The 26,215-nt window shown below is 64.5% G+C and carries 30 protein-coding genes and 1 tRNA gene; 17 read left to right on the top strand and 14 right to left on the bottom strand.

Annotated features, from left to right (window positions below; genetic code table 11):
- Positions 1 to 56: 56 nt before the first annotated feature.
- Positions 57 to 710 (bottom strand): oxygen-insensitive NAD(P)H nitroreductase, encoded by a 654-nt coding sequence (gene nfsB, locus P5705_RS05585; RefSeq protein WP_277459911.1) that lies wholly within the window; start codon positions 708 to 710, stop codon positions 57 to 59.
- A 104-nt stretch (positions 711 to 814) separates the two neighbouring features.
- Here nfsB and P5705_RS05580 point away from each other — a divergent pair, with 104 nt between their 5' ends.
- The 4 genes from P5705_RS05580 (at position 815) to P5705_RS05565 (ending at position 3,925) form a co-directional block, all read left to right on the top strand.
- Positions 815 to 1,735, top strand: a complete 921-nt coding sequence (locus P5705_RS05580; protein ID WP_277459910.1) for a LysR family transcriptional regulator — start codon at positions 815 to 817, stop codon at positions 1,733 to 1,735.
- Positions 1,736 to 1,769: 34 nt separating this feature from the next.
- Positions 1,770 to 2,384, top strand: a complete 615-nt coding sequence (locus P5705_RS05575; protein ID WP_277459909.1) for a LysE family translocator — start codon at positions 1,770 to 1,772, stop codon at positions 2,382 to 2,384.
- A 76-nt stretch (positions 2,385 to 2,460) separates the two neighbouring features.
- Positions 2,461 to 3,291, top strand: coding sequence for an AraC family transcriptional regulator (locus P5705_RS05570; RefSeq protein ID WP_277459907.1), 831 nt, complete (start codon positions 2,461 to 2,463; stop codon positions 3,289 to 3,291).
- Positions 3,292 to 3,340: 49 nt separating this feature from the next.
- Complete coding sequence (locus P5705_RS05565; RefSeq protein ID WP_277459906.1) at positions 3,341 to 3,925, top strand: LysE family translocator; 585 nt, start codon at positions 3,341 to 3,343, stop codon at positions 3,923 to 3,925.
- A gap of 113 nt (positions 3,926 to 4,038) precedes the next feature.
- Here P5705_RS05565 and P5705_RS05560 read toward each other — a convergent pair whose 3' ends face one another.
- Positions 4,039 to 5,241, bottom strand: coding sequence for a sugar transporter (locus P5705_RS05560; RefSeq protein ID WP_277459905.1), 1,203 nt, complete (start codon positions 5,239 to 5,241; stop codon positions 4,039 to 4,041).
- 223 nt (positions 5,242 to 5,464) lie between these two features.
- On the opposite strand from P5705_RS05560, the gene P5705_RS05555 reads away from it, so the two are divergent.
- The 3 genes from P5705_RS05555 (at position 5,465) to P5705_RS05545 (ending at position 8,853) form a co-directional block, all read left to right on the top strand.
- Positions 5,465 to 6,772: a hypothetical protein gene (locus P5705_RS05555; RefSeq protein ID WP_277459904.1), complete on the top strand. Its 1,308-nt coding sequence runs from the start codon at positions 5,465 to 5,467 to the stop codon at positions 6,770 to 6,772.
- A 93-nt stretch (positions 6,773 to 6,865) separates the two neighbouring features.
- On the top strand, positions 6,866 to 8,077 hold the full coding sequence (sstT, locus tag P5705_RS05550) for a serine/threonine transporter SstT (RefSeq protein WP_213660698.1): 1,212 nt from the start codon (positions 6,866 to 6,868) through the stop codon (positions 8,075 to 8,077).
- A gap of 128 nt (positions 8,078 to 8,205) precedes the next feature.
- Positions 8,206 to 8,853 carry a YceH family protein gene (locus P5705_RS05545; RefSeq protein ID WP_277459903.1) on the top strand — a complete coding sequence of 216 codons (648 nt, stop codon included), beginning with the start codon at positions 8,206 to 8,208 and terminating at the stop codon, positions 8,851 to 8,853.
- Position 8,854: 1 nt separating this feature from the next.
- Here P5705_RS05545 and P5705_RS05540 read toward each other — a convergent pair whose 3' ends face one another.
- From P5705_RS05540 to P5705_RS05505, 8 genes are all read right to left on the bottom strand, one after another.
- Complete coding sequence (locus tag P5705_RS05540; protein ID WP_277459902.1) at positions 8,855 to 9,046, bottom strand: hypothetical protein; 192 nt, start codon at positions 9,044 to 9,046, stop codon at positions 8,855 to 8,857.
- 200 nt (positions 9,047 to 9,246) lie between these two features.
- Positions 9,247 to 10,809, bottom strand: a complete 1,563-nt coding sequence (gene ahpF, locus P5705_RS05535; RefSeq protein WP_277459900.1) for an alkyl hydroperoxide reductase subunit F — start codon at positions 10,807 to 10,809, stop codon at positions 9,247 to 9,249.
- Between the two features lie 282 nt (positions 10,810 to 11,091).
- The gene (gene ahpC / locus P5705_RS05530) at positions 11,092 to 11,655 is read right to left on the bottom strand and encodes an alkyl hydroperoxide reductase subunit C (protein WP_011533509.1); all 564 of its coding nucleotides are present in this window, start codon (positions 11,653 to 11,655) and stop codon (positions 11,092 to 11,094) included.
- 226 nt (positions 11,656 to 11,881) lie between these two features.
- Positions 11,882 to 13,237: a glutathione-disulfide reductase gene (gene gorA / locus P5705_RS05525; protein WP_277459899.1), complete on the bottom strand. Its 1,356-nt coding sequence runs from the start codon at positions 13,235 to 13,237 to the stop codon at positions 11,882 to 11,884.
- A 98-nt stretch (positions 13,238 to 13,335) separates the two neighbouring features.
- Positions 13,336 to 14,175: a UTP--glucose-1-phosphate uridylyltransferase GalU gene (galU, locus tag P5705_RS05520; RefSeq protein WP_277459898.1), complete on the bottom strand. Its 840-nt coding sequence runs from the start codon at positions 14,173 to 14,175 to the stop codon at positions 13,336 to 13,338.
- Positions 14,176 to 14,414: 239 nt separating this feature from the next.
- Positions 14,415 to 15,329 (bottom strand): c-type cytochrome, encoded by a 915-nt coding sequence (locus P5705_RS05515; RefSeq protein WP_277459897.1) that lies wholly within the window; start codon positions 15,327 to 15,329, stop codon positions 14,415 to 14,417.
- Positions 15,326 to 15,976 carry a c-type cytochrome gene (locus P5705_RS05510; protein WP_277459896.1) on the bottom strand — a complete coding sequence of 217 codons (651 nt, stop codon included), beginning with the start codon at positions 15,974 to 15,976 and terminating at the stop codon, positions 15,326 to 15,328. The genes P5705_RS05515 and P5705_RS05510 overlap by 4 nt, the downstream gene beginning before the upstream one ends.
- A 145-nt stretch (positions 15,977 to 16,121) precedes the next feature.
- Positions 16,122 to 16,481, bottom strand: a complete 360-nt coding sequence (locus P5705_RS05505; RefSeq protein WP_277459894.1) for a hypothetical protein — start codon at positions 16,479 to 16,481, stop codon at positions 16,122 to 16,124.
- Between the two features lie 163 nt (positions 16,482 to 16,644).
- Between P5705_RS05505 and P5705_RS05500 the strand changes: the two genes are divergently transcribed.
- From P5705_RS05500 to csrA, 8 genes are all read left to right on the top strand, one after another.
- Positions 16,645 to 16,947 carry a DUF1883 domain-containing protein gene (locus P5705_RS05500; protein ID WP_008090281.1) on the top strand — a complete coding sequence of 101 codons (303 nt, stop codon included), beginning with the start codon at positions 16,645 to 16,647 and terminating at the stop codon, positions 16,945 to 16,947.
- Between the two features lie 6 nt (positions 16,948 to 16,953).
- Positions 16,954 to 17,124, top strand: a complete 171-nt coding sequence (locus P5705_RS05495; protein ID WP_011533503.1) for a hypothetical protein — start codon at positions 16,954 to 16,956, stop codon at positions 17,122 to 17,124.
- A gap of 35 nt (positions 17,125 to 17,159) precedes the next feature.
- On the top strand, positions 17,160 to 18,224 hold the full coding sequence (locus P5705_RS05490) for an NAD(P)H-dependent flavin oxidoreductase (protein WP_277459893.1): 1,065 nt from the start codon (positions 17,160 to 17,162) through the stop codon (positions 18,222 to 18,224).
- Positions 18,225 to 18,329: 105 nt separating this feature from the next.
- Positions 18,330 to 19,088: a molybdate ABC transporter substrate-binding protein gene (gene modA / locus P5705_RS05485; protein WP_277459892.1), complete on the top strand. Its 759-nt coding sequence runs from the start codon at positions 18,330 to 18,332 to the stop codon at positions 19,086 to 19,088.
- On the top strand, positions 19,088 to 19,768 hold the full coding sequence (modB, locus tag P5705_RS05480) for a molybdate ABC transporter permease subunit (RefSeq protein WP_277459891.1): 681 nt from the start codon (positions 19,088 to 19,090) through the stop codon (positions 19,766 to 19,768). Before modA ends, modB begins: the two co-directional genes overlap by 1 nt.
- 1 nt (position 19,769) lies before the next feature.
- The gene (modC, locus tag P5705_RS05475; RefSeq protein ID WP_277459890.1) at positions 19,770 to 20,861 is read left to right on the top strand and encodes a molybdenum ABC transporter ATP-binding protein; all 1,092 of its coding nucleotides are present in this window, start codon (positions 19,770 to 19,772) and stop codon (positions 20,859 to 20,861) included.
- A 56-nt stretch (positions 20,862 to 20,917) separates the two neighbouring features.
- Positions 20,918 to 21,928 (top strand): DNA topoisomerase IB, encoded by a 1,011-nt coding sequence (locus tag P5705_RS05470; RefSeq protein WP_277459889.1) that lies wholly within the window; start codon positions 20,918 to 20,920, stop codon positions 21,926 to 21,928.
- Between the two features lie 263 nt (positions 21,929 to 22,191).
- A complete protein-coding gene (gene csrA, locus P5705_RS05465) occupies positions 22,192 to 22,389 on the top strand; it encodes a carbon storage regulator CsrA (RefSeq protein WP_277459888.1) in 198 nt (65 codons plus the stop codon).
- A 69-nt stretch (positions 22,390 to 22,458) separates the two neighbouring features.
- On the opposite strand, the gene P5705_RS05460 is transcribed toward csrA, so the two are convergent.
- The 4 genes from P5705_RS05460 to P5705_RS05445 form a co-directional block, all read right to left on the bottom strand.
- Positions 22,459 to 22,818 (bottom strand): response regulator, encoded by a 360-nt coding sequence (locus P5705_RS05460; RefSeq protein WP_277459886.1) that lies wholly within the window; start codon positions 22,816 to 22,818, stop codon positions 22,459 to 22,461.
- A 12-nt stretch (positions 22,819 to 22,830) separates the two neighbouring features.
- A complete protein-coding gene (locus P5705_RS05455; RefSeq protein WP_277459885.1) occupies positions 22,831 to 24,276 on the bottom strand; it encodes an ATPase domain-containing protein in 1,446 nt (481 codons plus the stop codon).
- 6 nt (positions 24,277 to 24,282) lie between these two features.
- Positions 24,283 to 25,443, bottom strand: a complete 1,161-nt coding sequence (locus tag P5705_RS05450) for a two-component system sensor histidine kinase NtrB (protein ID WP_431196924.1) — start codon at positions 25,441 to 25,443, stop codon at positions 24,283 to 24,285.
- Positions 25,444 to 25,523: 80 nt separating this feature from the next.
- Entirely contained in the window at positions 25,524 to 25,814 is a 291-nt protein-coding gene (locus tag P5705_RS05445) for a hypothetical protein (RefSeq protein WP_277459884.1), read from the bottom strand.
- 42 nt (positions 25,815 to 25,856) lie between these two features.
- Here P5705_RS05445 and P5705_RS05440 point away from each other — a divergent pair, with 42 nt between their 5' ends.
- Both P5705_RS05440 and P5705_RS05435 read left to right on the top strand, forming a co-directional pair.
- A complete protein-coding gene (locus tag P5705_RS05440; protein WP_277459883.1) occupies positions 25,857 to 26,039 on the top strand; it encodes a hypothetical protein in 183 nt (60 codons plus the stop codon).
- A gap of 91 nt (positions 26,040 to 26,130) precedes the next feature.
- Positions 26,131 to 26,215, top strand: a tRNA-Leu gene (locus P5705_RS05435).

Raw genomic sequence — 26,215 nt, 5'->3', positions numbered from 1 at the left:
GCGCTCGATCTGACCGGCGCAGCAACTCTCCCGCCAAACACCCTGCCGCAGCAGACTCAGAGGAAAGTGAACACCTTGTCCACCGGCAGCCGCGACTTGCCCAGCCCGGCATTGAAATCTTCCTCGCTGCGGTAGCCCAGGCTCAGCACCACCACACTGGTCAGGCCACGCTCGCGCAGGCCCAGTTCGGCGTCCATCGCCTTGGCGTCGAACCCTTCGATCGGCGTGGCGTCCAGGCCATAGGCGGCGGCCCCCAGCAGCGCGGTACCCAGGGCCAGGTAGGTCTGCTTCTCCATCCAGTGCTGCAGGTCCTTGTTGTCGTGTCGATGCAGGTTGACATAGAAACGGCGGCCCTGGTCCTGCCCGGCCTTGGCCTCTTCGTTACGGAAACGCCCGTCCTTCTCCTCCTGCTCGAGCAGGCCGTCCAGGTGGGCCTCGGTCATGTCGGTACGGGTGGTGAACACGATCACATGGGAGGCATTGAGGATTTTCGGCGTGTTGTAGGGAAAGCCTCCCTCAGTGCTCTTGGCCAGGCGCGCCTTGCCTTCGTCGCTGCCGGCAACCACAAAGTGCCACGGCTGCGAGTTGACCGAGGACGGGCTGTGGCGCAGCTGCTCGAGCAGCGCGTCGATGGTGGCCTGGGGGATCTTGCGGCTGGCGTCGTAGGCTTTGGTGGTGTAGCGGCGCTTGGCCAGGGCAACGGTGTCCATGGACGGTAACTCCTCGGTGGGATCGTGATTGAGGCGAATCTTATCTTTCCGGCTGCAAAGAAAAACCCGCACAATGCAGCAACACTTTCATCCCTGGTGTGAAAATGCTGCGCATCACCGACCTGGAGCTGTTCGCCCGTGCCAGCGCCCTGGGCAGCTTCACCGCCGCCGCCCACGAGGCCGACCTGCTGCCCGGCCAGGTGGCGGCGGCGATCAAGCGCCTGGAGCGTGAACTGGACGTGCGCCTGTTCGCCCGCACCACCCGCAGCCTGCGCCTGACCGCCGAGGGCGAGCTGTACCTGCCCACCGCCCAGCGTGTGCTGGATACCTTGCGCCAGGGCCGCGAAGACCTGCACGGCGACCACAGCAGCCTGCGCGGCGTGCTGCAGATCGCCGCGCCCTCGGACATGGGCCGCAACCTGCTGCGCCCCTGGCTCAGCGCCTTTCGCCGCGAACACCCAGGCCTGAACCTGCGCTTCTTTCTCTCCGACCAGATGGCCGACCTGTACCGCGACCCGGTGGACGTCGCCATCCGTTACGGCCTCAACGAAGACGCCAACTACATTGCCCTGCCCCTGGCACCCTGGAACCGCCGGGTGGTGGTGGCCTCGCCCGGCTACCTGGCACGCCATGGCCGCCCGCGCACGCCCGAAGAGCTGCAGCAGCACGATTGCCTGCTGTACCTGCAACAGAGCCGGGTCTATGACAAATGGCGCCTGGGCCACAAGACCGTGCATGTGCGCGGGCCGTTGTTCAGCGACGACGCCGATGTAGTCCGGCGCTGGGCACTGGAGGGCGAAGGCATCGTCTACAAGTCGTGGCTGGACGTGTTCGCCAACGTCGCCGCTGGCGAGCTGGAGGTGCTGCTGCCCGAACACCCCGGCGAACTCACCCCCGTGACGCTGGTCTGCCCGCACCGCAAGCAGCTGACGCCGGCCGTGGCGCAACTGCACCAATGGCTGCACGAGCGTTTCGCCGCGCTACGCCCGGAAGACGTGTTGCAGCCACCGGCACCCGGCGTATAGTGCATCCACCCCCGACTGCAAGGAGCTGTCACCGATGCCGAGCCTCGAATTCCTGGTCACTGCCCTGATCATCGTGCTGATCCCCGGCAGCGGCGTCATCCTCACCGTCTCAAGCGCACTGGTGGCCGGGCGCCGGGCCTGCCTGTGGACCGCGCTGGGCTGCACCCTGGGCATCGTCCCGCACCTGCTGGCTTCTGTGCTGGGCCTGTCGGCGCTGCTGCATGCCAGCGCCCTGGCGTTCCAGGGGTTGAAGTTTGCCGGTGTCGCCTACCTGCTGTACCTGGCCTACGCCACCTGGCGCGACCGCGCGGCCTTCGCCGTGGACACAAAGGCCACGCCCGCCTCGGCTGGCCAGTTGGTGCTCAAGGCCTGCCTGCTGAACATCCTCAACCCCAAGCTGACCCTCTTCTTCCTGGCCTTCCTGCCGCAGTTCATCGACCCCCGCGCCGGCTCCGCCACCCTGCAGATGCTTGGGTTGAGCGCCGTGTTCATGGCCATGACCTTCGTGGTGTTCGTGCTCTACGGCCTGCTCGCCCACCTGTTCCGCCGTGCGGTGATCGAGTCGCCCGCCGTTCAGGCGTGGTTGCGCCGGGGTTTTGCCGCGTCGTTCGCCGGGTTGGGAATCAACCTGGCGTTTGCCCAGCGCTGAAGGCTGCACAAACGTTCTAAGCAGAGGGTGCGGTTCTACGTTAAGGTCGTTCGATCACTTCGGACGGCCCGCCCCCATGAGCAACTGGATCGACCTCAGACAGGACGCCGACACCGGCATCGAGTCGGTCCGCGCCCATTTCACCGGCCATGCCTACGACCCGCACTGGCACGACAGCTTCCTGGTAGGCGTCACCGAGCAGGGCGTGCAACAGTTCAACTGCCGCCGCGCGCGTCACCAGAGCACGCCGGGACAAGTGTTCGTGCTCGAACCCGGCGACCTGCACGACGGCCATGCGCCGACGGACGACGGCTTCACCTACTCCACCCTCTACCTGGACGCCAACTGGCTGGAAACCGAACTGCGCGCGCTGTTCGAGCATGCCCCGTCCGGCGCCCTGCCCAGCTTCGCCGCCCTGCTGCACCGCGACGCGCGCCTGGCCGGCGCCACCGCCCGCGCCTTCACGGCGGTGCATCATGGGGAGCTGCGCATCGTCCGCCAGACCGCCCTCGACGACCTGCTGGCCTGCCTCACCGGCCACCTGCAATGGCGCCAGCGCCTGGACCCGGATCCGCGCCTGCCGTTGACCGCGCAGGTCGCCCGCGACTACCTGCACGCCCACCTCGACCAGGACATCGGCCTGGACGACCTGGCGCGCGTCTGCGCCACTGACCGTTTCCGCCTCACCCGCGCTTTCAAGGCCGCCTTCGGCCTGGCGCCGCACGCCTACCTGATCCAGTTGCGCCTGGCCCGGGCGCGGCGCCTGCTGTCCCGTGGCGAGACACCCGCGGCAGTGGCCAGCCTGCTGGGTTTTGCCGACCAGAGCCACCTGGGCCGCTGGTTCCGCCGCGCCTACCGGCTCACGCCGGCCGACTACCGCAAGCGCTGCTCAAAGCTTCCAGACTGAACACCCGGCAACGGCGAGCATGGTGCTTCGATCACTCGGAGCCTTGACCATGTCGCACTCGTTGCTGCCCTTCATTCTCTTCGCCCTCGCCGCCAGCATCAGCCCGGGGCCTACCAACCTGCTGATCCTGGCCCATGGCGCCCAACGCGGCTTGCGCGCCAGCGTGGGGCCGATCCTGGCCGCCTGCTGCGCCGCCTCGGCGGTGATGCTGCTGGTGGGGTTGGGTCTGGGCGAGCTGTTGCTGCGCTACCCGAGGGTGCAGCACGCCATGAGCTGGGTGGGGGCCTTGTGGCTGAGCTGGATGGCCTGGCGCCTGCTGCGCGCTGCCGGTACGCCCTTGCAGGCTGGTGAGGATGCCGGCCTGTCGCCGCTGAGCGCGGCGACGCTGCAACTGGTCAACCCCAAGGTGTGGGTGACGGCGGTGGCGATGGTAGGGCTGTTCGCCACGCCGGCCCTGTCGATGGGCTGGCTGGCGTTGGTGTTCCTGCTGATCGCCCTGCCGAGCATGACCGCCTGGGCGCTGCTGGGCGTGGGCAGCGCACGCTGGCTGCGTTCGCCGCGAGGGCTGCGTGGGTTCAACCAGGGGCTGGCCGGGTTGCTGCTGGTGTCGGCGTGGTCGGCGTTGTTGATCTGAGCAACCGCGGTGGCCTGGTTCGCCAGCAAGGCTGGCTCCTACGGTACGTGTGTACCGCACGATACCTGCAGGAGCCGGCTTGCCGGCGAACCGCGACAATGGCAGATGGAGGTTCAGCCTTGGCCCAAGGCTTCACGGAAACGCCGGGCACTGGCCAGCGCCAGCACCAACCCCACCACCGCGACACTGCCGCCGACCAGGCCGATATCGGCCACGCCCAGCTGGCTGCTGACAATGCTGCCCAGCAGCGCGCCGCCACCGATACCAATGTTGTAGATGCCAGAGAACAGCGCCATGGCCACGTCGGTGGCGTCCGAGGCGAGCTTGAGCGTCTTCGATTGCAGCGCCAGGCTGAAGCTCAGGATCGCCACGCCCCAGACCATGCTCAACCCGGCGAACAGGTAGAAGTTGCCCGACAGCGGCAACAGCAACAGCAGGCAGGCCGCGAGGGCGGCGATGGCCATCACCAGGAAACCGTGCGGGAAGCGCTCGCTGTAGCGGCTGAACAGCAGCGACCCGAACACCCCGGCGCCACCGAACAACAGCAGCAACAAGGTGGTGCGCTCGCCACCGATCTGCGCCACATGCAGGGCGAACGGCTCGATGTAGCTGTAGGCGGTGAACTGCGCGGTGATCACCAGCGTCACCAGCAGGTAGGTGATCACCAGCGCCGGGCGCTTGAACAGGATCGGCAGGCTGCGCAGGGAACCGGAGTTCTGGCTGGGCAGCAGCGGCAGCGACTTCATCAGGCAGAGCATGGTTGCCAGCGCCACCCCGGCGATGCACAGGAAGGTGATGCGCCAACCCAGCGCCTCGCCCACCACCCGGCCCAGCGGGATGCCCATGACCATCGCCAGGGTGGTGCCGGTGGCCAGCAGCCCCAGCGCCTTGGCCTGCTGCCCGGGCGGCGCCACGCGCACCGCCAGCGACGCGGTGATGGCCCAGAACACGGCATGGGCCAGGGCGATGCCGATACGGCTGACCAGCAGCATGGCGAAGCTCTGCGACAGCCACGACATCAGGTGGCTGAGGATGAACACCACGAACACGAACAGCAGCAGGCGACGCCGCTCGATGTTGCGGGTCATCAGCATCATCGGCAACGACGCCAGCGCCACCACCCAGGCATAGATGGTCAGCATCAGGCCGACCTGGGCGGTGGTCATGTCGAAGCTGCGGCCGATGTCGCTGAGCAGTGCCACGGGCACGAACTCGGTGGTGTTGAAGATGAACGCCGCCAGCGCCAGGGCGATGACGCTCAGCCAGCTGCCGTTGCCGGCGGTGGGGGGCAGGTTCGAGGGGACGGGGCCATTCATGTGATGAAGTCTTTACTCCGCGGACAAGGCAAGGGAACACACGCCGCCCCCTGGGCACACAGGCGGCTGACGCACGTTTTGTTATTGGAAGGATGCCGGCATGGTACGCATCCGGCCTGGCCCTCACAACCACGGGCGCGGACGGAGTACCATGCGCGCATTCGTGCACCCTTTTGTGGCACGCACCCGGTCAGCCTCGCGGAACAAGGAGTTCGATCCGACCATGGACAAGCAACACCCCCAGCAGCAGTGGCGCGCAGCCGTAGTCGCCTACGCCGAAGCGATCAACGCTTATGTGGCGCAGGGCCGCGCACAAGGCTGGGACACGCTCGATGAACCCCAGGCACCCGACACCGTGCACCTGCTCGACGCCTGGCGTTGTGCCTTGCAAGCGATCAACCGGCCCGGCACCGACGCGCGGCAGCGCGCCTTGTTCCGTGAAGCATGGCCGCCGGCGCACCTGCCGCTGCTCCCCTTGCTGGAAAAGCAGGCCCAAGGCATTGGCCACCTGCTGATGCTCGACGACGGCAGTCTGCTGGTGCGGATCGGCCGGCTCTGGGACCGAGGCCGGGTGCTGCACATCGATGGCTACACCGTCACGCCGGTGATCGGCGTCGAACACTTCGGCCGTTGCCCGCAGCGTCGCTACTACGCCCTGGCCAACAGCGATGGCGTGCGCGTCACCGATGGCTGGGGCGGCCCCCTGGTTACACGACTGGCGTGGCCCCACGGGCTGGAGGGGCTGCCCAAGGGCTACCCGTTCGACCCACTCGATTTGCCACCGACGCCGACCGCGCTGCTGCCCTTCCCCGACGGCCAGCGTGTGTTGCTGGTCAGCAGCGACGGTATCTTTCTCCTGGCGGCCCAGGGGGCGACCCGCCTGTTGCCACGGGAAAGCGAGATCCTCGAGGCGCTGCGCAACGGCACCGACCCGGACGACGTTCCCCTGATGCTGGAAATGGAGCACGCCGCGCTGTCGCCGGATGGTCGGCTGATCGCGCTCGGCGAGCAGTGTGGCCGCCACCTGGTGCTCGATGGGCAACTGCGCCAACTTGCCGAAGTCAGCCCGGGCGACGAGTCTCCCCATTTCGCCTTGTTCAACCATCGGGGCGACCAGTTGATGCTCAATGCCTGCCGCTGCTGTCACGGCACGACCGTAGGCGTGCGCGTAGCGGACCTGCCGAGCCTGGGCAGCGACGTCCACAACGAAGCGCCGCTGCTGCAACAAGGCGCACCGCTGCATGCCGGCGTGGCCCGTGAGGGTGAGTACATCGTCGGTGACGCTCAGGGCTATATACGCGCCTTCGGCGAAGATGGCCAAGCGCACTGGCAGCACTACCTCGGCTCGACCATCAGCGCCATGGACATCAGCCAGGACGGCCGCACCCTGGTGGCGGCCAGCCAGGCCGGTTTCATTTCGCTCATCGCCCTTGACCGAGGCCGCCCCGATTGGCAGATCGGCACCGGCGAGCATGGGGAGATCCGTCGCTGGCTGTGCTGGAAAGGCTTCGACAGGCCGCTGGCGTGGTAGCGGCCGTTGCCTGACATGACAAGCGTCAGAACAGCCCGACCAAGGTCTATGGTAAAGTCGCGCCCTTTTTCAAAAACCGAGACCGTGCTGCACATGACCCCCGTACTTCGCCTGATCAACCGCACCGGCCTGGTGACGCAGATCTGCATCGGCCTGCTGGCCGGTATCGCCCTCGCCCTGTTCGCCCCGGCCGTGGCCCGCGACCTGGCGTTCCTCGGCAAGGTGTTCGTCACCGCGCTGAAGGCCGTGGCGCCGGTGCTGGTGTTCATCCTGGTGATGGCCTCGATCGCCAACCACCGCCACGGCCAGGAAACCCACATCCGCCCGATCCTCTGGCTCTACCTGCTGGGGACCTTCGCCGCGGCGGTGGTGGCCGTGGCCGCCAGCATGCTGTTCCCGTCGAGCCTGGTGCTGAGCACCAGCGAAGCATCGCTCAGCGCGCCGGGCGGTATCGGCGAGGTGCTGCAAAACTTGCTGCTCAGCGCGGTGGACAACCCGATCAACGCGCTGCTCAACGCCAACTTCATCGGCATCCTGACCTGGGCCATCGGCCTGGGCGTGGCCCTGCGCCATGCCAACGACACCACCCGCGGCGTGGTCGAGGACCTGTCCAACGGCGTCACCCTGATCGTGCGCGTGGTCATCCGCTTCGCCCCGCTGGGCATCTTCGGTTTGGTCAGCGCCACCCTGGCGCAGTCGGGTCTCGACGCGCTGCTGGGCTACCTGCACCTGCTGGCCGTGCTGATCGGCTGCATGCTGTTCGTGGCGCTGGTGATGAACCCGCTGATCGTGTTCTGGAAGATCCGCCGCAACCCGTACCCGCTGGTGCTGATGTGCCTGCGCGAAAGCGGCATCACCGCGTTCTTCACCCGCAGCTCGGCGGCCAACATCCCGGTCAACCTGGCGCTGTCGCAGAAGCTCGGCCTGCACGAGGACACCTACTCGGTGTCGATCCCGCTGGGCGCGACCATCAACATGGCCGGCGCGGCGATCACCATCACCGTGCTGACCCTGGCCGCCGTGCACACGCTCGGCATCCCGGTCGACCTGCCCACCGCCGTGCTGCTGAGCGTGGTCGCCGCCATCTGCGCCTGCGGCGCGTCCGGCGTGGCCGGCGGTTCGCTGCTGCTGATCCCGCTGGCATGCAGCCTGTTCGGCATCCCCAGCGAAATCGCCATGCAGGTGGTGGCGGTCGGCTTCATCATCGGCGTGCTGCAGGACTCGGCCGAGACCGCGTTGAACTCCTCCACCGACGTGCTGTTCACCGCAGCCGCGTGCCAGGCCATGGAGCAACGTAGCGCCTGACCGGTCCTATTCGCCGGCAAGGCCGTCTCCCTGTAGGAGCCGGCCTTGCCGGCGAACCGCCACACCGATTGCTTAAGCCGGGCGCTTTACCTAGGCTAGTGGCCTTTTCCTCGCAACGAGACAGGGCCATGTCAGAACACCAAACCACCGGCGAAGGCCGCTTCAGCAGCATCGAGATCCGCGTGCTCGGTTCGCTGATCGAGAAGCAGGCCACCAGCCCGGAAACCTACCCCCTGACCCTCAACGCCCTGGTCCTGGCCTGCAACCAGAAGACCAGCCGCGAGCCCGTGATGAACCTCTCCCCCGGCCAGGTCGGCCAGGCGTTGCGCGCGCTCGAGGGCCAGGAGATGGCGCGCCTGCAGATGGGCAGCCGCGCCGACCGCTGGGAGCAGCGGGTCGACAAGGCCCTGGAACTGGTACCGGCGCAACTGGTGCTGATGGGGCTGATGTTCCTGCGCGGCCCGCAAACCCTCAACGAACTGCTGACCCGCAGCAATCGCTTGCATGACTTCGAGGATGTCGACCAGGTTCAGCACCAGCTGGAGCGCCTGGTCTCCCGTGGCCTGGCCCTGCACCTGCCGCGCCAGACCGGGCAGCGCGAGGACCGCTACACCCACGCCCTGGGCGATCCGGCACAGATCGAGGAAATCCTCGCCGCACGCCAGCAGGAAGGTGGCACGCGTAGCGCTGGCGGCAGTGTGTCGGAAGAACGCATCGAAGCGCTGGAGGCACGTATCGCCGCACTGGAGGCGCGTCTGGCCCAGTTGGAGGGCTGACTCAGGACTGCTCCGCTTCCGGGAAATTGCGGCAACTCTTGCGCTCGGCCAGCTCCTTGTCACTGGGGCGCTGGTCGACGAACACGGTGCGGCCGTCGGCGTAGATTTCCAGGTAGCCCCAGTGCAGGTCCTGCTCCTTCTGACCGGGCTGGGGTGGCACGAGCCACCAGGGTTCGCGGCTGATCGGTGTCATTGGGGGAGTTCCTGAAGATGTCCGGGTTAATCATAGACAGCCTTCAGCCTGCACTGGCCCCTTCGCCGGCAAAGCCGGCTCCTACAAGGTCGGCGCGGTCCCTGTAGAAGCGGGTTTACCCGCGAAAGGGCCAGCCAATCCAACAAAAAACGCCGCCCGTTCTCGCGAAGGGGCGGCGTTTCTCTATCCAGCGATCAGACTCAGGCAGGCGCCGAGGTGCGGATCAGGTGATCGAACGCCGCCAGCGAGGCCTTGGCGCCCTCGCCCACCGCAATGACGATCTGCTTGTATGGCACGGTGGTCACGTCACCCGCCGCGAACACGCCCGGGATACTGGTCGCGCCCCTGGCATCGACGATGATCTCGCCGCGCGGCGACAGCTCGACCGTGCCCTTGAGCCAATCGGTGTTTGGTAGCAGGCCAATCTGTACGAAGATGCCCTCCAGTGCCAGATCATGCAGCGTGTCGCTGGTGCGGTCCTTGTAACGCAGGCCGGTGACCTTCTCGCCATTACCAACTACTTCAGTCGTCAGCGCGCTGGTGATCACCTTGACGTTCGGCAGGCTGTGCAGCTTGCGTTGCAGCACGGCATCGGCGCGCAACTGGCTGTCGAACTCGATCAGGGTCACCTGGGCGACGATACCCGCCAGGTCGATGGCCGCTTCCACGCCGGAGTTGCCGCCACCGATCACCGCCACGCGCTTGCCCTTGAACAGCGGGCCGTCACAGTGCGGGCAGTAGGCCACGCCACGGGCGCGGTATTCCTGTTCGCCTGGCACGTTCATCTCGCGCCAGCGCGCGCCGGTGGCCAGGATCACGGTCTTGGCCTTGAGCGAGGCGCCGCCGGCCAGGCGTACTTCGTGCAGACCACCGTCGGTGGCCGGGATCAGCGTCTCACCGCGCTGCAGGTTCATGATGTCGACGTCGTACTGCTTGACGTGCTCTTCCAAGGCCGTGGCCAGCTTCGGCCCTTCGGTCTCCTGCACCGAAATGAAGTTTTCAATGGCCAGGGTGTCGAGCACCTGGCCACCGAAACGCTCGGCGGCGACACCGGTGCGAATACCTTTGCGCGCGGCGTAGATCGCCGCTGCGGCGCCAGCGGGACCGCCGCCGACCACCAGCACATCGAAGGCATCCTTGGCGTTGATCTTCTCGGCCTGGCGGGCACCGGCGCTGGTGTCGATCTTGCCGAGGATCTCTTCCAGGCCCATGCGGCCCTGGCCGAACACTTCGCCGTTCAGGTAGATGCTCGGTACCGCCATGACCTTGCGGGCTTCGACTTCATCCTGGAACAGCGCGCCGTCGATGGCCACATGGCGCACATTGGGGTTGAGCACCGCCATCAGGTTCAGCGCCTGGACCACATCCGGGCAGTTCTGGCACGACAGCGAGAAGTAGGTTTCAAAGGTGAACTCACCTTGCAGCCCCTGGATCTGCTCGATCACTTCGGTGCTGGCCTTGGACGGGTGGCCGCCGACTTGCAGCAGCGCCAGTACCAGGGAGGTGAATTCATGCCCCATCGGGATGCCGGCGAAACGCAGGCTGATATCGGCTCCGGGGCGGTTCAGCGAGAACGAAGGACGACGGGCGTCGCTGCCGTCCGCGCTGAAGGTGATCAGGTTCGACAGGCTGGCGATTTCCACCAGCAGGTCGTGCAATTCGCGGGACTTCGCGCCGTCGTCGAGGGAGGCAACGATCTCGATCGGCTGGGTGACCCGCTCCAGGTAGGTTTTCAGTTGCGATTTAAGCGTGGCGTCCAACATACGGGCGATTCCTTTTTCAAAACTCGGATACAAAAACGCCCAGGCGAGGTCGCCCGGGCGCTTTTACGGGGCGGTAGGTACTTCAGCTTTGGCGGCTGTCTACCGCCCGCGGGGTGCACATGGCCGGATTTTCGTTCGAGAAGTGCCTGCGCGGCGACCAGGCAAGGCGAAAACAGGCGAGGAACGGTCGGAGTCGCGCACGACTTGACGGGTTGTCAATGAGCATTCCGAGCCTGTTTTCAACGCAGCATGGTCGTTGCGCAGGCGCTTATCGGACGAAAATTAGATCTTGCCGACCAGGTCCAGCGATGGCGCCAGGGTGGCTTCGCCTTCTTTCCACTTGGCCGGGCAGACTTCGCCTGGGTGGGCGGCAACGTACTGGGCAGCCTTCACTTTGCGCAGCAGTTCGCTGGCGTCACGGCCCACGCCACCGTCGTTGATTTCGACGATCTTGATCTGGCCTTCCGGGTTGATCACGAAGGTACCGCGATCGGCCAGGCCGGCTTCTTCGATCAGCACGTCGAAGTTGCGCGAGATGACGTGGGTCGGGTCACCGATCAGCGGGTACTTGATCTTGCCGATGGTGTCCGAGGTGTCGTGCCAGGCTTTGTGGGTGAAGTGGGTGTCGGTGGACACGCCGTAGATTTCCACGCCCAGCTTCTGGAACTCGGCGTAGTTGTCGGCGAGGTCGCCCAATTCGGTCGGGCAGACGAAGGTGAAGTCGGCTGGGTAGAAGAACACGACGGACCACTTGCCTTTCAGGTCGGCTTCGCTGACCTGAACGAACTCGCCGTTGTGGTAGGCGGTGGCGTTGAACGGTTTGACCTGGCTGTTGATGATCGGCATGAGAGACGCTCCTTCATGGGGTTGGAATCAGTTGACGGAAAGAATCCTAACCGCTGGTCCCGACGAAGGCTCATTGGCAAAGCTCATGCTGGTGATTGGTTTTGGCTATAAGCGGGGATTATTAATAGAAGGGATTGGGCTGAGCAAAGGATTGCGCGGCCTGTTCGCCGGCAAGCCGGCTCCTACGCGGGCCAGGCAGGAGCCGGCTTGCCGGCGAACAGCAGGGTCAACGGGTCACGGTACGCATCGTAACGAACTCTTCCGCAGCCGTCGGGTGCACGCCAATGGTCTCGTCGAACTGCAGCTTGGTCGCACCGGCCTTCAGTGCCACACCCAAGCCCTGGATGATCTCGCCGGCCTCAGGGCCAACCATGTGGCAACCCAGCACCTTGTCGGTCTCGGCATCCACCACCAGCTTCATCAGGGTCTTTTCCTGGATGTCGGTGAGGGTCAGCTTCATCGCCCGGAAGCGGCTCTCGAAAACCTGCACCTTGTGCCCGGCCTTGAGCGCCTGTTCCTCGGTCAGGCCCACCGTGCCGATCGGTGGCTGGCTGAACACAGCGGTGGGAATGTTCTGGTAGTCCACCGGGCGATACTGCTCGGGCTTGAACAGCCGGCGCGCCACGGCCATGCCTTCGGCCAGGGCAACTGGCGTGAGCTGCACGCGGCCGATCACATCACCAATGGCCAGCACCGACGGTTCGGTGGTCTGGTACTGCTCGTCGACGCGAATGAAACCGCGCTCGTCCAGTTCGACACCGGTGTTCTCAAGGCCCAGGTTGTCCAGCATCGGCCGGCGGCCGGTGGCATAGAACACACAATCGGCAAGCAGCTCGCGGCCGTCCTTGAGCGTTGCCTTGAGGCTGCCGTCGTCGAGCTTGTCGATACGCTGGATATCGGCGTTGAACTGCAGGTCCAGCCCGCGCTTCTCCAGCTCTTCCTTCAGGTGCGTGCGCACCGAGCCGTCAAAGCCGCGCAGGAACAGATCGCCGCGGTACAGCAGCGTGGTGTCGGCACCCAGGCCCTGGAAGATGCCGGCGAACTCCACGGCGATGTAGCCACCGCCCACCACCAGCACACGGCGTGGCAAATCCTTGAGGTAGAAGGCTTCGTTGGAAGTGATCGCCAGTTCCTTGCCAGGGATGTCCGGCACCTGTGGCCAGCCGCCGGTGGCGATGAGAATGTGCTCGGCGCTGTAGCGCTGGCCGTCCACTTCCACTTCGTGGGCAGCGGTCATGCGCGCATGCCCCTGCAGCAGGGTCACGCCACTGTTGACCAGCAGGTTGCGGTAGATGCCGTTGAGGCGCTCGATCTCGCGGTTCTTGTTGGCGATCAAGGTGCCCCAATCGAAATGGCCCTCTTCCAGGGTCCAGCCAAAACCAGCAGCCTGCTCCAGCTCATCGGCGACGTGAGCCCCGTACACCAGCAGTTTCTTCGGTACACAACCGACGTTGACGCAGGTGCCCCCCAGATAGCGGCTCTCGGCCACTGCCACTTTCGCACCGAAGCCGGCGGCGAAACGCGCCGCGCGCACACCGCCGGAACCGGCGCCAATCACGAACAGATCAAAATCGTAGGCCATGTATTCAGTCTCCTTGGCGGTCGCCCAGCATAGCGCCGATGGCCGCCACAAACAAAAAAGCCACCCCGAAGGGTGGCTTGGTGACCTGGCGGGCGAACTCAGTACGCCTTGCCGGTCTTGTAGAAGTGCTCGAAGCAGAAGTTGGTCGCCTCGATGTAGCCCTCGGCGCCACCGCAGTCGAAACGCTTGCCCTTGAACTTGTAGGCGATCACGTTGCCTTCCGCCGCCTGCTTCATCAGCGCATCGGTGATCTGGATTTCGCCGCCCTTGCCGGGTTCGGTCTGTTCGATCTTCTCGAAGATGTCCGGGGTCAGGATGTAGCGGCCGATGATGGCCAGGTTGGACGGTGCGTCTTCCGGCTTCGGCTTCTCGACCATGGCGTCGACGCGGTAGATGCCGTCCTTGATCTCTTCACCGGCGATGACGCCGTACTTGTTGGTTTCCTGCGGGTCGACTTCCTGGATGGCGACGATCGAGCAGCGGTACTTCTTGTACAGCGCGACCATCTGCGCGAGCACGCCGTCACCTTCGAGGTTGACACACAGGTCGTCGGCCAGCACCACGGCGAACGGCTCATCGCCGATCAGCGGGCGACCGGTGAGAATGGCATGGCCCAGGCCTTTCATCTCGGTCTGACGGGTGTAGGAGAAGGAGCACTCGTCGAGCAGACGGCGAATGCCGACCAGGTATTTTTCCTTGTCGGTGCCTTTGATCTGGTTTTCCAGCTCGTAGCTGATGTCGAAGTGGTCTTCCAGGGCACGCTTGCCACGGCCAGTGACGATGGAGATCTGATGCAGACCGGCGTCCAATGCCTCTTCAACGCCATACTGGATCAGTGGCTTGTTGACCACCGGCAGCATTTCCTTGGGCATGGCTTTGGTAGCGGGCAGGAAACGAGTGCCGTAACCGGCTGCCGGGAACAAGCATTTTTTGATCATAAACGTCCTTAACAAGGGCTTTGCGTACGAAATTCGGCGCAGTCTAATCAGGCGGCGGTCACCTTACAATGCCCCACCCGCGCTTGGCCGATGCCATGATAGAGATATCCAAGTGTAGATAGTTCCGGGGGATCGTAAATATTGCCTGTGCCGAACGGTTGCACAGGCGCATTGCCTGGTTCGATGGGAGCGGGTTTGTCCGCTCCCATCGATTACTTTTTCATCACGGCAACCTGCTGTCAGCCCTCGGTCCCCTGCCCGATCAGCACCCCATCGACCTTCTGCCCATACAGGTTGACCCCATCGTTGGCATGGAACTTCAACCGGGTCTTCTCGATCGAGCCCTCCACCAACCGCGGGTCCTGCGGCCGCTCGTGGCGATTGATCCAGGCCGCCACGTCCCAGGCCTGCTGGTCACTCAGGCTGCCGGGCTTGCCCAGGGGCATGTTGTACTTGATGTAGGAGGCGGACGTGTTGATCCGGTGCATGCCGGCCCCCCAGTTGTACGAGTCCTTGCCCCACAGCGGCGGCATCACGTACTCGCCGGCGACCTTCTGGCCCTCGCCATTGCTGCCATGGCAGATCGCGCATTGCGCCTGGAAGACCTGCTGGCCACGCTTGAAGTCATACCCGCCTTCAGGCCTGGGCACCTCGGGGTAACCCCGGCCGGCAATTTCCACTCCCGTAGGCGCCTGGGTCGAAAGCCAGTAGGCATATACGCTGAGCGCGGTCATCTGTGGGCTGTCGGCTGCCGGTGGCTTGCCGTTCATGCTGAACTGGAAACAGCCCTGGATACGTTCGGCGAAGGTGTTGACCTTGTCGTTCTTCTTGCGATAAGCCGGATACATCGGATAGGCGCCCCACAGCGGCGCGGAATGGGCCAGACGGCCCTGGTCGAGGTGGCAATTGCTGCAGTTCAGGCCATTGCCCACGGCCTCGGGCATCAGGCGCCGGGTGTCGACGAACAGCGCATGCCCCTGGCGGACCATCTTGCCAAAGGCATTGTCCGGGATCGCATCCTCGCTCGGCGGCACGAACTGCGGCGCGGCCTGGGCCCCGGGCACCTTGAGCTGGGACTGATCTTCCATGGCAATCGGTGCCGCCTGGGTAGCGCCCATGGCCAACAACAGCAGGGTTGGAATCATGGCTTTCATGGCTTGGCCTCCTGGGCGGCGGGATGGGCGAAATACTCGGCGACTGCCTTGACCTCGGCGTCGGTCATCGCCTTGGCGACGTTGACCATCAGCTGGTTGGGGTCGTTGCTGCGGCTGCCGTCGCGCCAGGCATTGAGCTGCGCCACCAGGTAACCGGCCGGCTGCCCGGCCAAGGGTGGAAAGTGCTCGCCAACACCACTGCCGCCAGGCCCGTGGCACTGCACACAACCGGGGATCTGCCGGCTCCAGTCGCCATACAGGGCCAGGCGAGCAACTGGATTGGTGGCAATCTGCTGGCGGCGCTGATCGGGGGCCGCCTCAGCCGGCAGCGCGCTCAGGTAAGCGCTCACGGCGTCGATTTCCGCATCGTCCAGCGCCTTGGCCAACGGCTCCATCACCGCCTGCTTGCGGCTGGCACTGCGGAAATCATGCAGTTGCTTGGCGAGATAGCCGGCAGGCAAGCCGGCCAGGCGGGGAAATCCGGCGGCGGCGATGCCCTTGCCGTCCGCGCCATGGCAGCCCAGGCAGGCCATGGCGGCGGGGTTCTGCCCGCCCTGATTGAAGATTTTCTGGCCATCGGCAGCGTGCGCCGAGGGCCAGGCCAGGATCAGCAAGCTGCCGATCACGACACGGCTCAGGGGTTTCATCACGGAGGCTCCATTTCCTTGTTATAAGCTTAGGCTTAAACGATATAAGCCCAGAAATACTAGGCCTATTCCCCGGCATGCGACAACGCGTCACCGGGCAGGAAACGGACAAACCGCCGTTTAATCGCTCATTTGCTGAGCTGGATCAAGAACCTGAAATGCACGCGGTCGTCGCGGTGCGCACATCACCCAGGCGCAGCGGGAAGTTGTTCAACCGCTCATACACCTTGATGGCGCTGCCACTCCCACGCTTGTCGATATCCACCAGCGCGGCAGGGCCGACCCCCGCTGACACCTTCTGCGGCACGATCAGGCGCAGCGAATCGCCCGCCCCCTCTTCCTGCAGCGGGTCCCGCGTATCCGCAAGCTTGCGCTTCACGCAATCTGCGTATTCACGCGGCGTCTTGCCGGATATCACATCCAGGGTCGCGTGGGTCTGCTCCAGCTCCGCGACACTGACACAACCACCCAACGCCAGCGCAGCTGCCGCTACCATCCACTTCATGCACGCCATCTCCAACTTCAAAAGTCATCCTGTGACCACATCCAGGCGGATTTGCTCCCTTCTCTGGCAGAAATCTCCTTGGCCTGGCCAGCCCGGGCGCAAGTGTACCCTCACATCGTGATATCTTTCGCCTTTGCAGAACCCAATCCTTGCGGAGCACCCCATGAAATTCGTACACCAGCGCGAGCACCTGAACGAGGACGACATCGTCGTCATCGAATGCTCCCAGCGCTGCAACATCCGCCTGATGAACGACGCCAACTTCCGCAGCTTCAAGAACGGCGGCCGGCACACCTATCACGGCGGCCACTTCGAACGCTTCCCGGCCAAGATCACCGTACCCAGCACCGGCTTCTGGAACATCACCATCGACACCGTGACCACACGGCCGATCTCGGTGACACGCAAGCCAACACTCACCCACAAGATCAAGATCATTCGCCGCTCGTCGTCGAAACTCGGATAAGACCGCATGACCCAGACCATCAAGTATGTGATCAAGTACAAGCTCGACGGCGAGCGCCGCTGGGACTTCGCCCAGATGCCGGATGCCTCCCTCGAGCAAGCCCGGGAAGCCCTGCGCAAGATCCACGGCGACGATGCCGACAAGATCAGCGACATCCAGGTAAGCAAGGCGCTGTAACCACGTCCGATCCCGCCGCACGAAAGGAGTCGCCCATGAGCACCTGGCAAGACCGCCGCATCCTCGACCTGCTGGGCATCGAGGTACCCATCCTCCAGGCGCCCATGGCCGGCGCCAGCGGCGCGGCCATGGCCATCGCCGTGGGCAATGCCGGCGGCCTGGGCGCCCTGCCCTGCGCCATGCTCACGACCGAACAGGTGCGTGGCGAGATCGAGGCGTTCCGCGCCGCCTGCCAGGGCCCGCTCAACCTGAACTTCTTCTGCCACCGGCCTCCCGAGCCCGACCCTGAACGCGACAGGCACTGGAAACAGGCGCTCAAGCCCTACTACGACGAAGTCGGCGCCGATTACGACGCGCCTACTCCCATCTCCAACCGCGCGCCCTTCGATGAACAGGGTTGCCAGCTGGTCGAGGCACTGCGCCCGGAAGTGGTCAGCTTCCACTTCGGTCTACCCGCGATGGCGCTGTTGCAGCGGGTCAAAGCCAGTGGCGCCAAGGTACTGTCCAGCGCCACCACGGTCGAGGAAGCCCGCTGGCTGGAGCAGCAGGGCTGCGACGCAATCATCGCCATGGGCTATGAAGCCGGCGGCCATCGCGGCATGTTCCTCAGCGACGACATCACCAGCCAGATCGGCACGTTCGCCCTGGTGCCGCAGATCGTCGATGCCGTACGGGTACCCGTGATCGCCGCCGGCGGGATCGGCGACCACCGCGGCCTGATCGCCGCCCTCGCGCTGGGCGCCTCGGCCGTACAGATCGGCACGGCCTACCTGTTCTGCCCGGAAGCGAAAGTCTCCGCGGCCCACCGCCGCGCGCTCGACACGGCCCCCGCCAGCGATACAGCGCTGACCAACCTGTTCACTGGCCGCCCCGCGCGGGGCATCAACAACCGGCTCATGCGCGAGCTTGGGCCGATGAACACCCTCGCCCCACGCTTCCCGCTGGCAGGCGGCGCGCTGATGCCATTGCGGGCAATCACCGATGCGCAGGGCAACACCGACTTCAGCAACCTGTGGTCCGGCCAGGCCCTGCGCCTTGGGCGGTACATGCCTGCCGGCGAGTTGACCCGGGACATCGCGGACAACGCCTTGAAAAATTGACTTTCTGATCAAGTTTTTAAAGGCCGCCCTCTTCCCGGCAGATGGCTTATCGCTATATATTCCACGACATAACGATAACCCGCCGTCCCTCAAGGAGCCGTCTGCATGCGTATTCGCCTGTCCCACCTGGCCATCAGTGCCCTGGCCACCCTGGTTTCCGTCAACAACGCCCTGGCCGATGAAGTGCAGGTCGCCGTGGCGGCCAACTTCACCGCGCCCATCCAGGCCATCGCCAAGGACTTCGAGAAGGACACCGGCCACAAGCTGGTCGCCGCCTATGGCGCCACCGGCCAGTTCTACGCACAGATCAAGAACGGCGCACCGTTCGAGGTATTCCTCGCCGCCGACGACACCACCCCCGCCAAACTCGAGCAGGAAAAAGAGATCGCCGAGGGATCGCGCTTCACCTACGCCGTCGGCACCCTGGCACTGTGGTCGGCCAAGCCAGGTTATGTCGATGCCAAGGGTGACGTACTGAAGAAGAACGAATTCAAGCACCTGTCCATTGCCAACCCCAAGGCCGCCCCCTATGGCCTGGCCGCCACCCAGGTACTGGACAAGCTCAAGCTGACCGAGGCCACCAAGGCCAAGATCGTCGAGGGCCAGAACATCACCCAAGCCTTCCAGTTCGTCTCCACCGGCAACGCCGAGCTGGGCTTCGTCGCCCTGTCGCAGGTCTACAAGGACGGCAAGATCGAGAACGGCTCGGCCTGGATCGTCCCGTCCGAACTGCATGATCCGATCCGTCAGGACGCGGTCATCCTCAACAAAGGCAAGGACAACCCGGCCGCCAAGGCACTGGTCGACTACCTCAAGGGCCCGAAAGCCGCCGCCGTGATCAAATCGTACGGCTATGAAATCTGATGCCGCTCGACGCCAGTGACCTGGGGGCGATCTGGCTGACCATCAAGCTGGCCAGCCTGACCACGGCCATCCTCCTGGTGGTGGGCACGCCCATCGCCTGGTGGTTGGCGCGCACCCGCTCCTGGCTGCGCGGGCCGATCGGCGCGGTGGTGGCCCTGCCCCTGGTGCTGCCACCGACGGTGATCGGTTTCTACCTGCTGCTGGCCCTCGGCCCCCATGGCTGGATTGGCCAGACTACCCAGGCCCTGGGCCTGGGCAGCGTGGTATTCAGCTTCACCGGGCTGGTGATCGGCTCGGTGGTGTACTCCATGCCATTCGTGGTGCAGCCCCTGCAGAACGCCTTCGGCGCCATCGGCCAGCGCCCGCTGGAGGTGGCCGCGACACTGCGCGCCAGCCCCTGGGACACCTTTGTCCACGTGGTGCTGCCGCTGGCCCGGCCCGGCTTCATCACCGCCAGCATCCTCGGCTTCGCCCACACCGTGGGCGAATTCGGCGTGGTGCTGATGATCGGCGGCAACATCCCCGGCAAGACCCGCGTGGTCTCGGTGCAGATCTTCGATCACGTCGAGGCCATGGAATACGCCCAGGCCCACTGGCTGGCCGGGGCCATGCTGGTGTTCTCTTTCCTGGTGCTGCTGATGCTCTATGCTGGCCGCCGTGGCAAGGCGGGCTGGAGCTGAAATGACGAAAACGATACGGGCGCGCCTGAAACTGGCCCGCGACGATTTCACCCTGGATGTCGACCTGTGCCTGCCTGGCCGTGGCATCAGTGCCCTCTTCGGCCACTCGGGCTCGGGCAAGACCTCCTGCCTGCGCTGCCTGGCCGGGCTCGAACGTGCCGCCAGCGCCTATGTCGAGGTCAACGGCGAGGTCTGGGAAGACAGCGCACGCGGTTATTTCCTCGCCCCTCACAAACGCCCGGTGGGCTATGTATTCCAGGAAGCCAGCCTGTTCCCGCACCTGTCGGTACGCGGCAACCTGGAATTTGGCTGGCGCCGCATCGCCCCCGCCGAACGCAAGATCAGCCAGGCGCAGGCCTGCCAACTGCTTGGTATCGGCCACCTGCTCGAGCGCAAACCGGCAACGCTGTCCGGTGGCGAGGCCCAGCGTGTCGGCATTGCCCGGGCACTGCTCAGCAGCCCGCGGCTGCTGCTGATGGACGAACCCCTTGCGGCCCTGGACAGCGCGCGCAAACGCGAAATCCTGCCCTACCTGGAACGCCTGCATGACGAGCTGGACATCCCGCTGATCTACGTCAGCCATGCCCAGGACGAAGTGGCACGCCTGGCCGACCACCTGGTGCTGCTGGAACAGGGCAAGGCCGTGGCCAGTGGCCCCATCGGCCAGACCCTGGCCCGCCTCGACCTGTCGCTGGCCCAGGGCGAGGACGCCGGCGTCGTGCTCGAAGGCGTGGTGGTCGGCCATGACCCGCATTACGGATTGTTCGACCTGCGCCTGCCCGGCAGCGACGGGCAACTGCTGCGCATCGCCCATCCGGACCTGCATGTCGGCAGTACCCTGCGGCTCAAGGTGCAGGCGCGCGACGTGAGCCTGGCGCTGAACGCCGACGCTGCCTCGAGTATCCTCAACCGCTTGCCGGTCCGGGTACGCGAATGCCGCCCTGCCGACAACCCAGCCCATGTACTGGTCAGCCTGGATGCCACCGGCAACCCGCTGCTGGCACGGATCACCCGTTACTCGGCCGAGCAATTGGGCGTGCAAGCCGGCCAACTGTTATGGGCGCAGATCAAGTCGGTGGCTTTGCTCGGTTAAGCAAAGCCCATGCTGCGGTTGTCCATTGCAGCATGACCCACGCCAGGATCGCCAGGATGCCTGACTGCCCGCTGCCCGCCTCACTGCACTATGTCGATGACACCCAGCCCGGTCTGACGCGGCGCCGTTGGCGCGACCGCTTTCATTACTTCGACAGGCAAGGCCTGCGAATTCGCGACACTGAAACGCTCGCTCGCATCGCCGCGCTGGTGATCCCTCCCGCCTACACCGATGTGTGGATCTGCGCCGATCCGCAGGGGCATCTTCAGGCCACCGGACGCGACACCCGTGGGCGCAAGCAGTATCGCTACCACACCCTCTGGCGCGAACTGCGCGACCAGCACAAGTACGAACGCATGCTGGCCTTCGCCGAAGCCCTGCCGAACCTGCGCAAACAGTTGGATCGACACCTGGCGCGCCCCGGCCTGGGCCGGGAGAAGGTCATGGCGCTGGTAATCAGCCTGCTTGACAACACGCTGATACGCATCGGTAACCGTCAGTATCTACGTGACAATCGCTCCTACGGGTTGACCACCCTCGCGACACGCCACGTCAGGGTGCGGGGCAGCACCATGCGCTTCCAGTTCCGTGGCAAGCGTGGCGTCGAGCATGACGTCTTGTTGCAGGACAGGCGCCTGGCCGGATTGCTCAAGCGCTGCATCGAACTACCCGGCCAGGCATTGTTCCAATACCTCGACGAACAAGGGCAGCGTCACTGCGTGGGCTCGACCGAAGTCAACCAGTTCATCCAGCAACTCACGGGGGCCGACTTCACAGCCAAGGACTACCGCACCTGGGCGGGCAGCAGCCTGGCCCTCGACCTGTTGAAACCGCTGGCATGGGAACCGATCAGCGAGGCCAGGCGCCAGGTGGCCGCAATTGTCCGCCAGGTGGCCGCCCGTTTGGGAAACACCCCGGCGGTGTGCCGACGCTGCTACATCCACCCCGCCGTGCTTGAGCACTTTCAGCTCGGGCATCTGGCCAGGCTGCCTCGGGTGCGTCAGCGCAAGGGCCTGGAGCGGGAAGAAGTGGTCCTGCTGCGCTTCCTTCAAGACCTGGAAACCTAAACGATGATTGACGCTGGCTATTTAACCCATCGAGCACAGAAATTTCCCATATGACGCCAAGCACCCTATCCTTGCCACCGAGCACCTTCGCCGATGATGGTTTTGCCCTATTCATCGGCACCTGCACCTGAAGACTGGCAACAGAATTTGTCCGCCAGGGAATTACTATCCGCCGAAAGCGTCTTTAATGAGAAGGAAGAGGGACAAGCTCCCACCCGTTGGGCACAGGCCCCGCGGTTTTCTACACCACCAAGGAGAACTACATGCTGATACTCACCCGCAAGGTTGGCGAAAGTATCGTCATCAACGATGACATCAAAGTCACCATTCTGGGCGTCAAGGGGATGCAAGTGAGGATCGGCATCGATGCACCCAAGGATGTTCAGGTGCACCGTGAAGAGATTTTCAAGCGTATTCAGGCGGGCAGTCCAGCGCCGCACAAAGACGAAGAGCAACACTGACACACGTATCAAGCCGCACGGACGCGTCTGATCGACTGCCCGCCCACGCGGGGGAGCCCTCCTCGAGCCTCAGGTGCCCAGCAGTTCGCGCACCTTGGCGATCATCCTGTCCATGTCGAATGGCTTGTCGAACACCGCCGCGAACAGCTCCGGGCAATCGCGCCCCTGGCTGGCCTGGGCGCCGCTCATGAGAATCACCGGCAGGTCCGGTAATTGCGGGTCCTCGCGAATCGCCCGCGCCAGTTCCAGGCCATTGCGCACTGGCATCATGTAGTCGGTGATGACCAGGTCTACCCGTTTCTCCTTCAGTGCATCCAGGGCCTTGTGCCCGTTACTGGCCTTTTCCACCAGAAAGCCTTCGTCTTCCAGGGCAAAGCCCAGGATATCGGCTATCAGGTACTCGTCATCGACGATCAGAATGGTATTCATCGCGCTATCCCATCAGCGATCTCCCTGCGGCACCGCCGTACCACTGAGCACACCGCTGGCACCGTCGAACACCCGCCCCAGGCTGATACCATGGGGCCCGAGGTGCAGCGCCTGCAGGGCCGGGTCATGCTCGCTGTCGCGCACCTTGACGATCGACAATACGCGGTGCACGCGGGCCTCCAGCTCGGCGAAGCGCAGCAGTATCAGGTTGTCGACGATACTCGACAGGTCCGGGGCCGGGGCGGTGATCTCCGAACCGAAGATGTCGCGCATCTCCCAGGTGAGCATTACGGTGATATCACGTGATCGCAGCTCACCGGTCAAGGCGCGGAAAAAAGCATTCAGCCGGGTCGGGTCCAGCGCCAGGCGTCCGAAGGCACCAAGGCTGTCGATCAGCACGCGCCGCGCGCCCATCTCTCGGGCTTGCCGCAGCAAACGCTCACCGACCTGGTCGAGCAGCCCCTCGGTTGTCGGTTGCCAGTTCAACCGCACCGCCTCCTCGCGCTCCAGCCCGGTCAACTCATAGCCCAACGCCGCAGCCTTCAGGCGCAGACGCGTCGGCGTTTCGTAAAACCCGAAATGCAGCCCTGGCGATTCCTTGCTGGATGCAGCGAGAAAGGCGACCCCCAAGGCTGTCTTGCCGACACCGGATGGCCCCATCAGCAGGCTCACGGAGCCTTCGGCAAGACCACCGCCAAGCATCGTGTCCAGATCAGGGACGCCTGTGGTCACCTGGATCATGGTATGCCCACCGTCCCCGCCGGGATGGCTGTAGAGCGCTTCCAGCCTCGGGTAGATCTGCAGGCCATGCTCGTCGATCAGGCACTCATGACGTCCGGACATTGCCCCGCTGCCACGGGTCTTGCGCAGTTGGGCATGGCGCACGGCAGTGCTGCCAACCAAGTGCTCACCGAGCTCGATCACGCCGTCGACCATGGTGTGTTCGGGGCTGCCCTCCTCCAGGCGCGCACTGGTCAGCAGCAACACGGTGCAGCCGGCGAATGCAGCATGCCCCTGCAATTCGGAAACGAATTTCTTGGTGTCCAGGCTGGTCTCCGCCCGCGAACGGGCATTGAGCAGGCCATCGACGATCAGGAGACTGGCCTGCTGCCGGGCGATTTCCTGACGCAACAAGCGAACCACTGCGTCCAGGCCGTCCTGTTCCAACGTATCGAAGGCACTGACGAACTGAATGGCGTCGCCCACCTGGGACGGATCGAAGAAGGCCAGCGTCGACAGGTACTGGAACAAGCGCTCATGGGACTCACAGAGCAAGGTGGCCACCAGTACCCGCCCACCGTCGCGGACATGATTGCAGGCAAGCTGGTTGGCCAGGATGGTCTTGCCCGAGCCCGGATGCCCCTGGACGATGTACGAGGCGCCGGCCACCAACCCGCCCATGAGCAAGGCGTCGAGCCCTGGGATGCCGGTGGGCAGGCGCTTGAGTTGTTCTACCATTGCAGTCTACCTGTCGGGCTCAAGATCGTCGGCTGCCGGGCTGGCCGGCAAGTAGAGGCTCATGCAGGTCCCCTCGCCTGGTCGGCTGGCGACGCTGATCGCACCATTGCTTTGCTTGGCGAAACCATAGACCTGGCTGAGCCCGAGGCCCGTGCCCTTGCCAAAGGCCTTGGTAGTGAAGAAAGGCTCGAATATCCGCGGCAGCACGTTCGAGTCGATACCCTGCCCATCGTCATGTATGGCGAAGCGCACGAAGCGTCCCAGCAGGTCGTCCACCTCGCCGGCCAGCTGGACACATTCGACCACCAGGCGAATATTTCCGGCACCCTGGATCGCGTCTCGGGCATTGAACATCAGGTTGAGAAGCACCATCTGCAACTGCCCCGCATCCACCTCGATCTTTGGCAGCCCAGCCTCGACCTGCTCATGCAACTCGATGTCCCGCGGCAAGGCATGCGCCAAGAGACCACGCGTCGCCTCCACCATGTCGGCAGGCGCAATGCATGTCACGCTAAGTTGGCGATGGCGGGCGAAGCTGAGCAACTGCTGGGTCAACTGCGTCCCGCGCTGCCCAGCATCGAGGATATGTTCGAGCAGGCGTTGGGTACGGGTCGTGTCCCGACTGTTCAGCGCCAGGCGCGCGGAACTGAGGATGATGGTCAGCAAATTGTTGAAGTCGTGGGCCAACCCCCCGGTCAATTGCCCAAGCGCCTCGAGTTTCTGCGCCTGGAACAGTTGCGCGCGCATGGCGTCCAGTTGCAGGGCCGATTCGCGGCGGTCAGTGATATCCCGAGTCACCTTGGCCAGGCCGATGACATTCCCCTGGTCGTCGCGGATGACGTCCAGCGCGGCCAGTGCCCAGAACTGCGTGCCGTCCTTGCGTACTCGCCAGCCTTCGTCCTGCGCCACCCCCTGCTCCAACGCCTGGTGCAGCAAGCGCTCAGGGCGGCCATCAGCGCAATCCTGAGGCGTAAAGAACAGGGAGAAATGCTTGCCGATCACCTCATCCGCGCGGTAGCCCTTGATCCGCTGGGCCCCTGCATTCCACGACACCACATGGCCCGAAGGGTCGAGCATGTAGATGGCATAGTCGACCACCGCCTGAACCAGTTGTTCATAGCGCGCTTCAGGCATGCTGGATTGGCCGGGCTGCTGCGCTGACACCATGCGAGCTCCACAAGCACCGCGAAAGGACATATTGAGCGTAGTCAAAAGTCCCGCCGGCACAGGGTCTCATGCGACGATCGTCAACGCTCGCGCTCGAACATCGAAGGTACCAGGCGCCGTGGCATCGCCACCTTCAGCAGCCACAAGCCCACCAGGAGAATCAGCGCGCCGCCGCACAGGGCAAGGAACCGCTGTGGATCGGGGTGCTGTTCATCGATCGCCAACATCACCAGGTAACCGCCCAGACACATGAGGCCCGCATATAGAAAAGCCGCCAGCAGGCAGACCTGAATGAACAGCAGGCGCCAGAACAGTCGCGGACGCACAATGCGCCCAGGCACAGTACCGGGGTCGGAAGGAGACGAAGGCATGACAGCGCGCTCTATTGGATCCAATGAACCGAAGGTGGCGTAATGGTAGCATTCTGTCAATTGATCTATAGTTGGGCCCGCATCGGTTCCACATTGGGTGGGCGCGCCCTGTACCTGCGCAACTCGGTTCACACGGCCGATGCACAGGCCATGGACGGGCACGTCGAAGGCCTGCGTGACACAGCCTGCGAGATGCGCCGCATCACCAACACCATCGAAGCCTGAATCTTGCGCCGGTTGACGCTTCTATAACAATGGGTTATAAAGCGCCCTTGATTGTCAGGCCCTTCTGCCTATGAAGCGCGGCGGTCAACGTGCGAGTGTGGTGGAATTGGTATACACAGCAGACTTAAAATCTGTCGGCGTGAGCCTTGCGGGTTCGAGTCCCGCCACTCGCACCA

Origin of the sequence: Pseudomonas entomophila (assembly GCF_029478665.1) — a bacterium.
Classification (GTDB): domain Bacteria; phylum Pseudomonadota; class Gammaproteobacteria; order Pseudomonadales; family Pseudomonadaceae; genus Aquipseudomonas; species Aquipseudomonas entomophila_F.
This window is presented reverse-complemented; position numbering and strand designations above follow the sequence as displayed.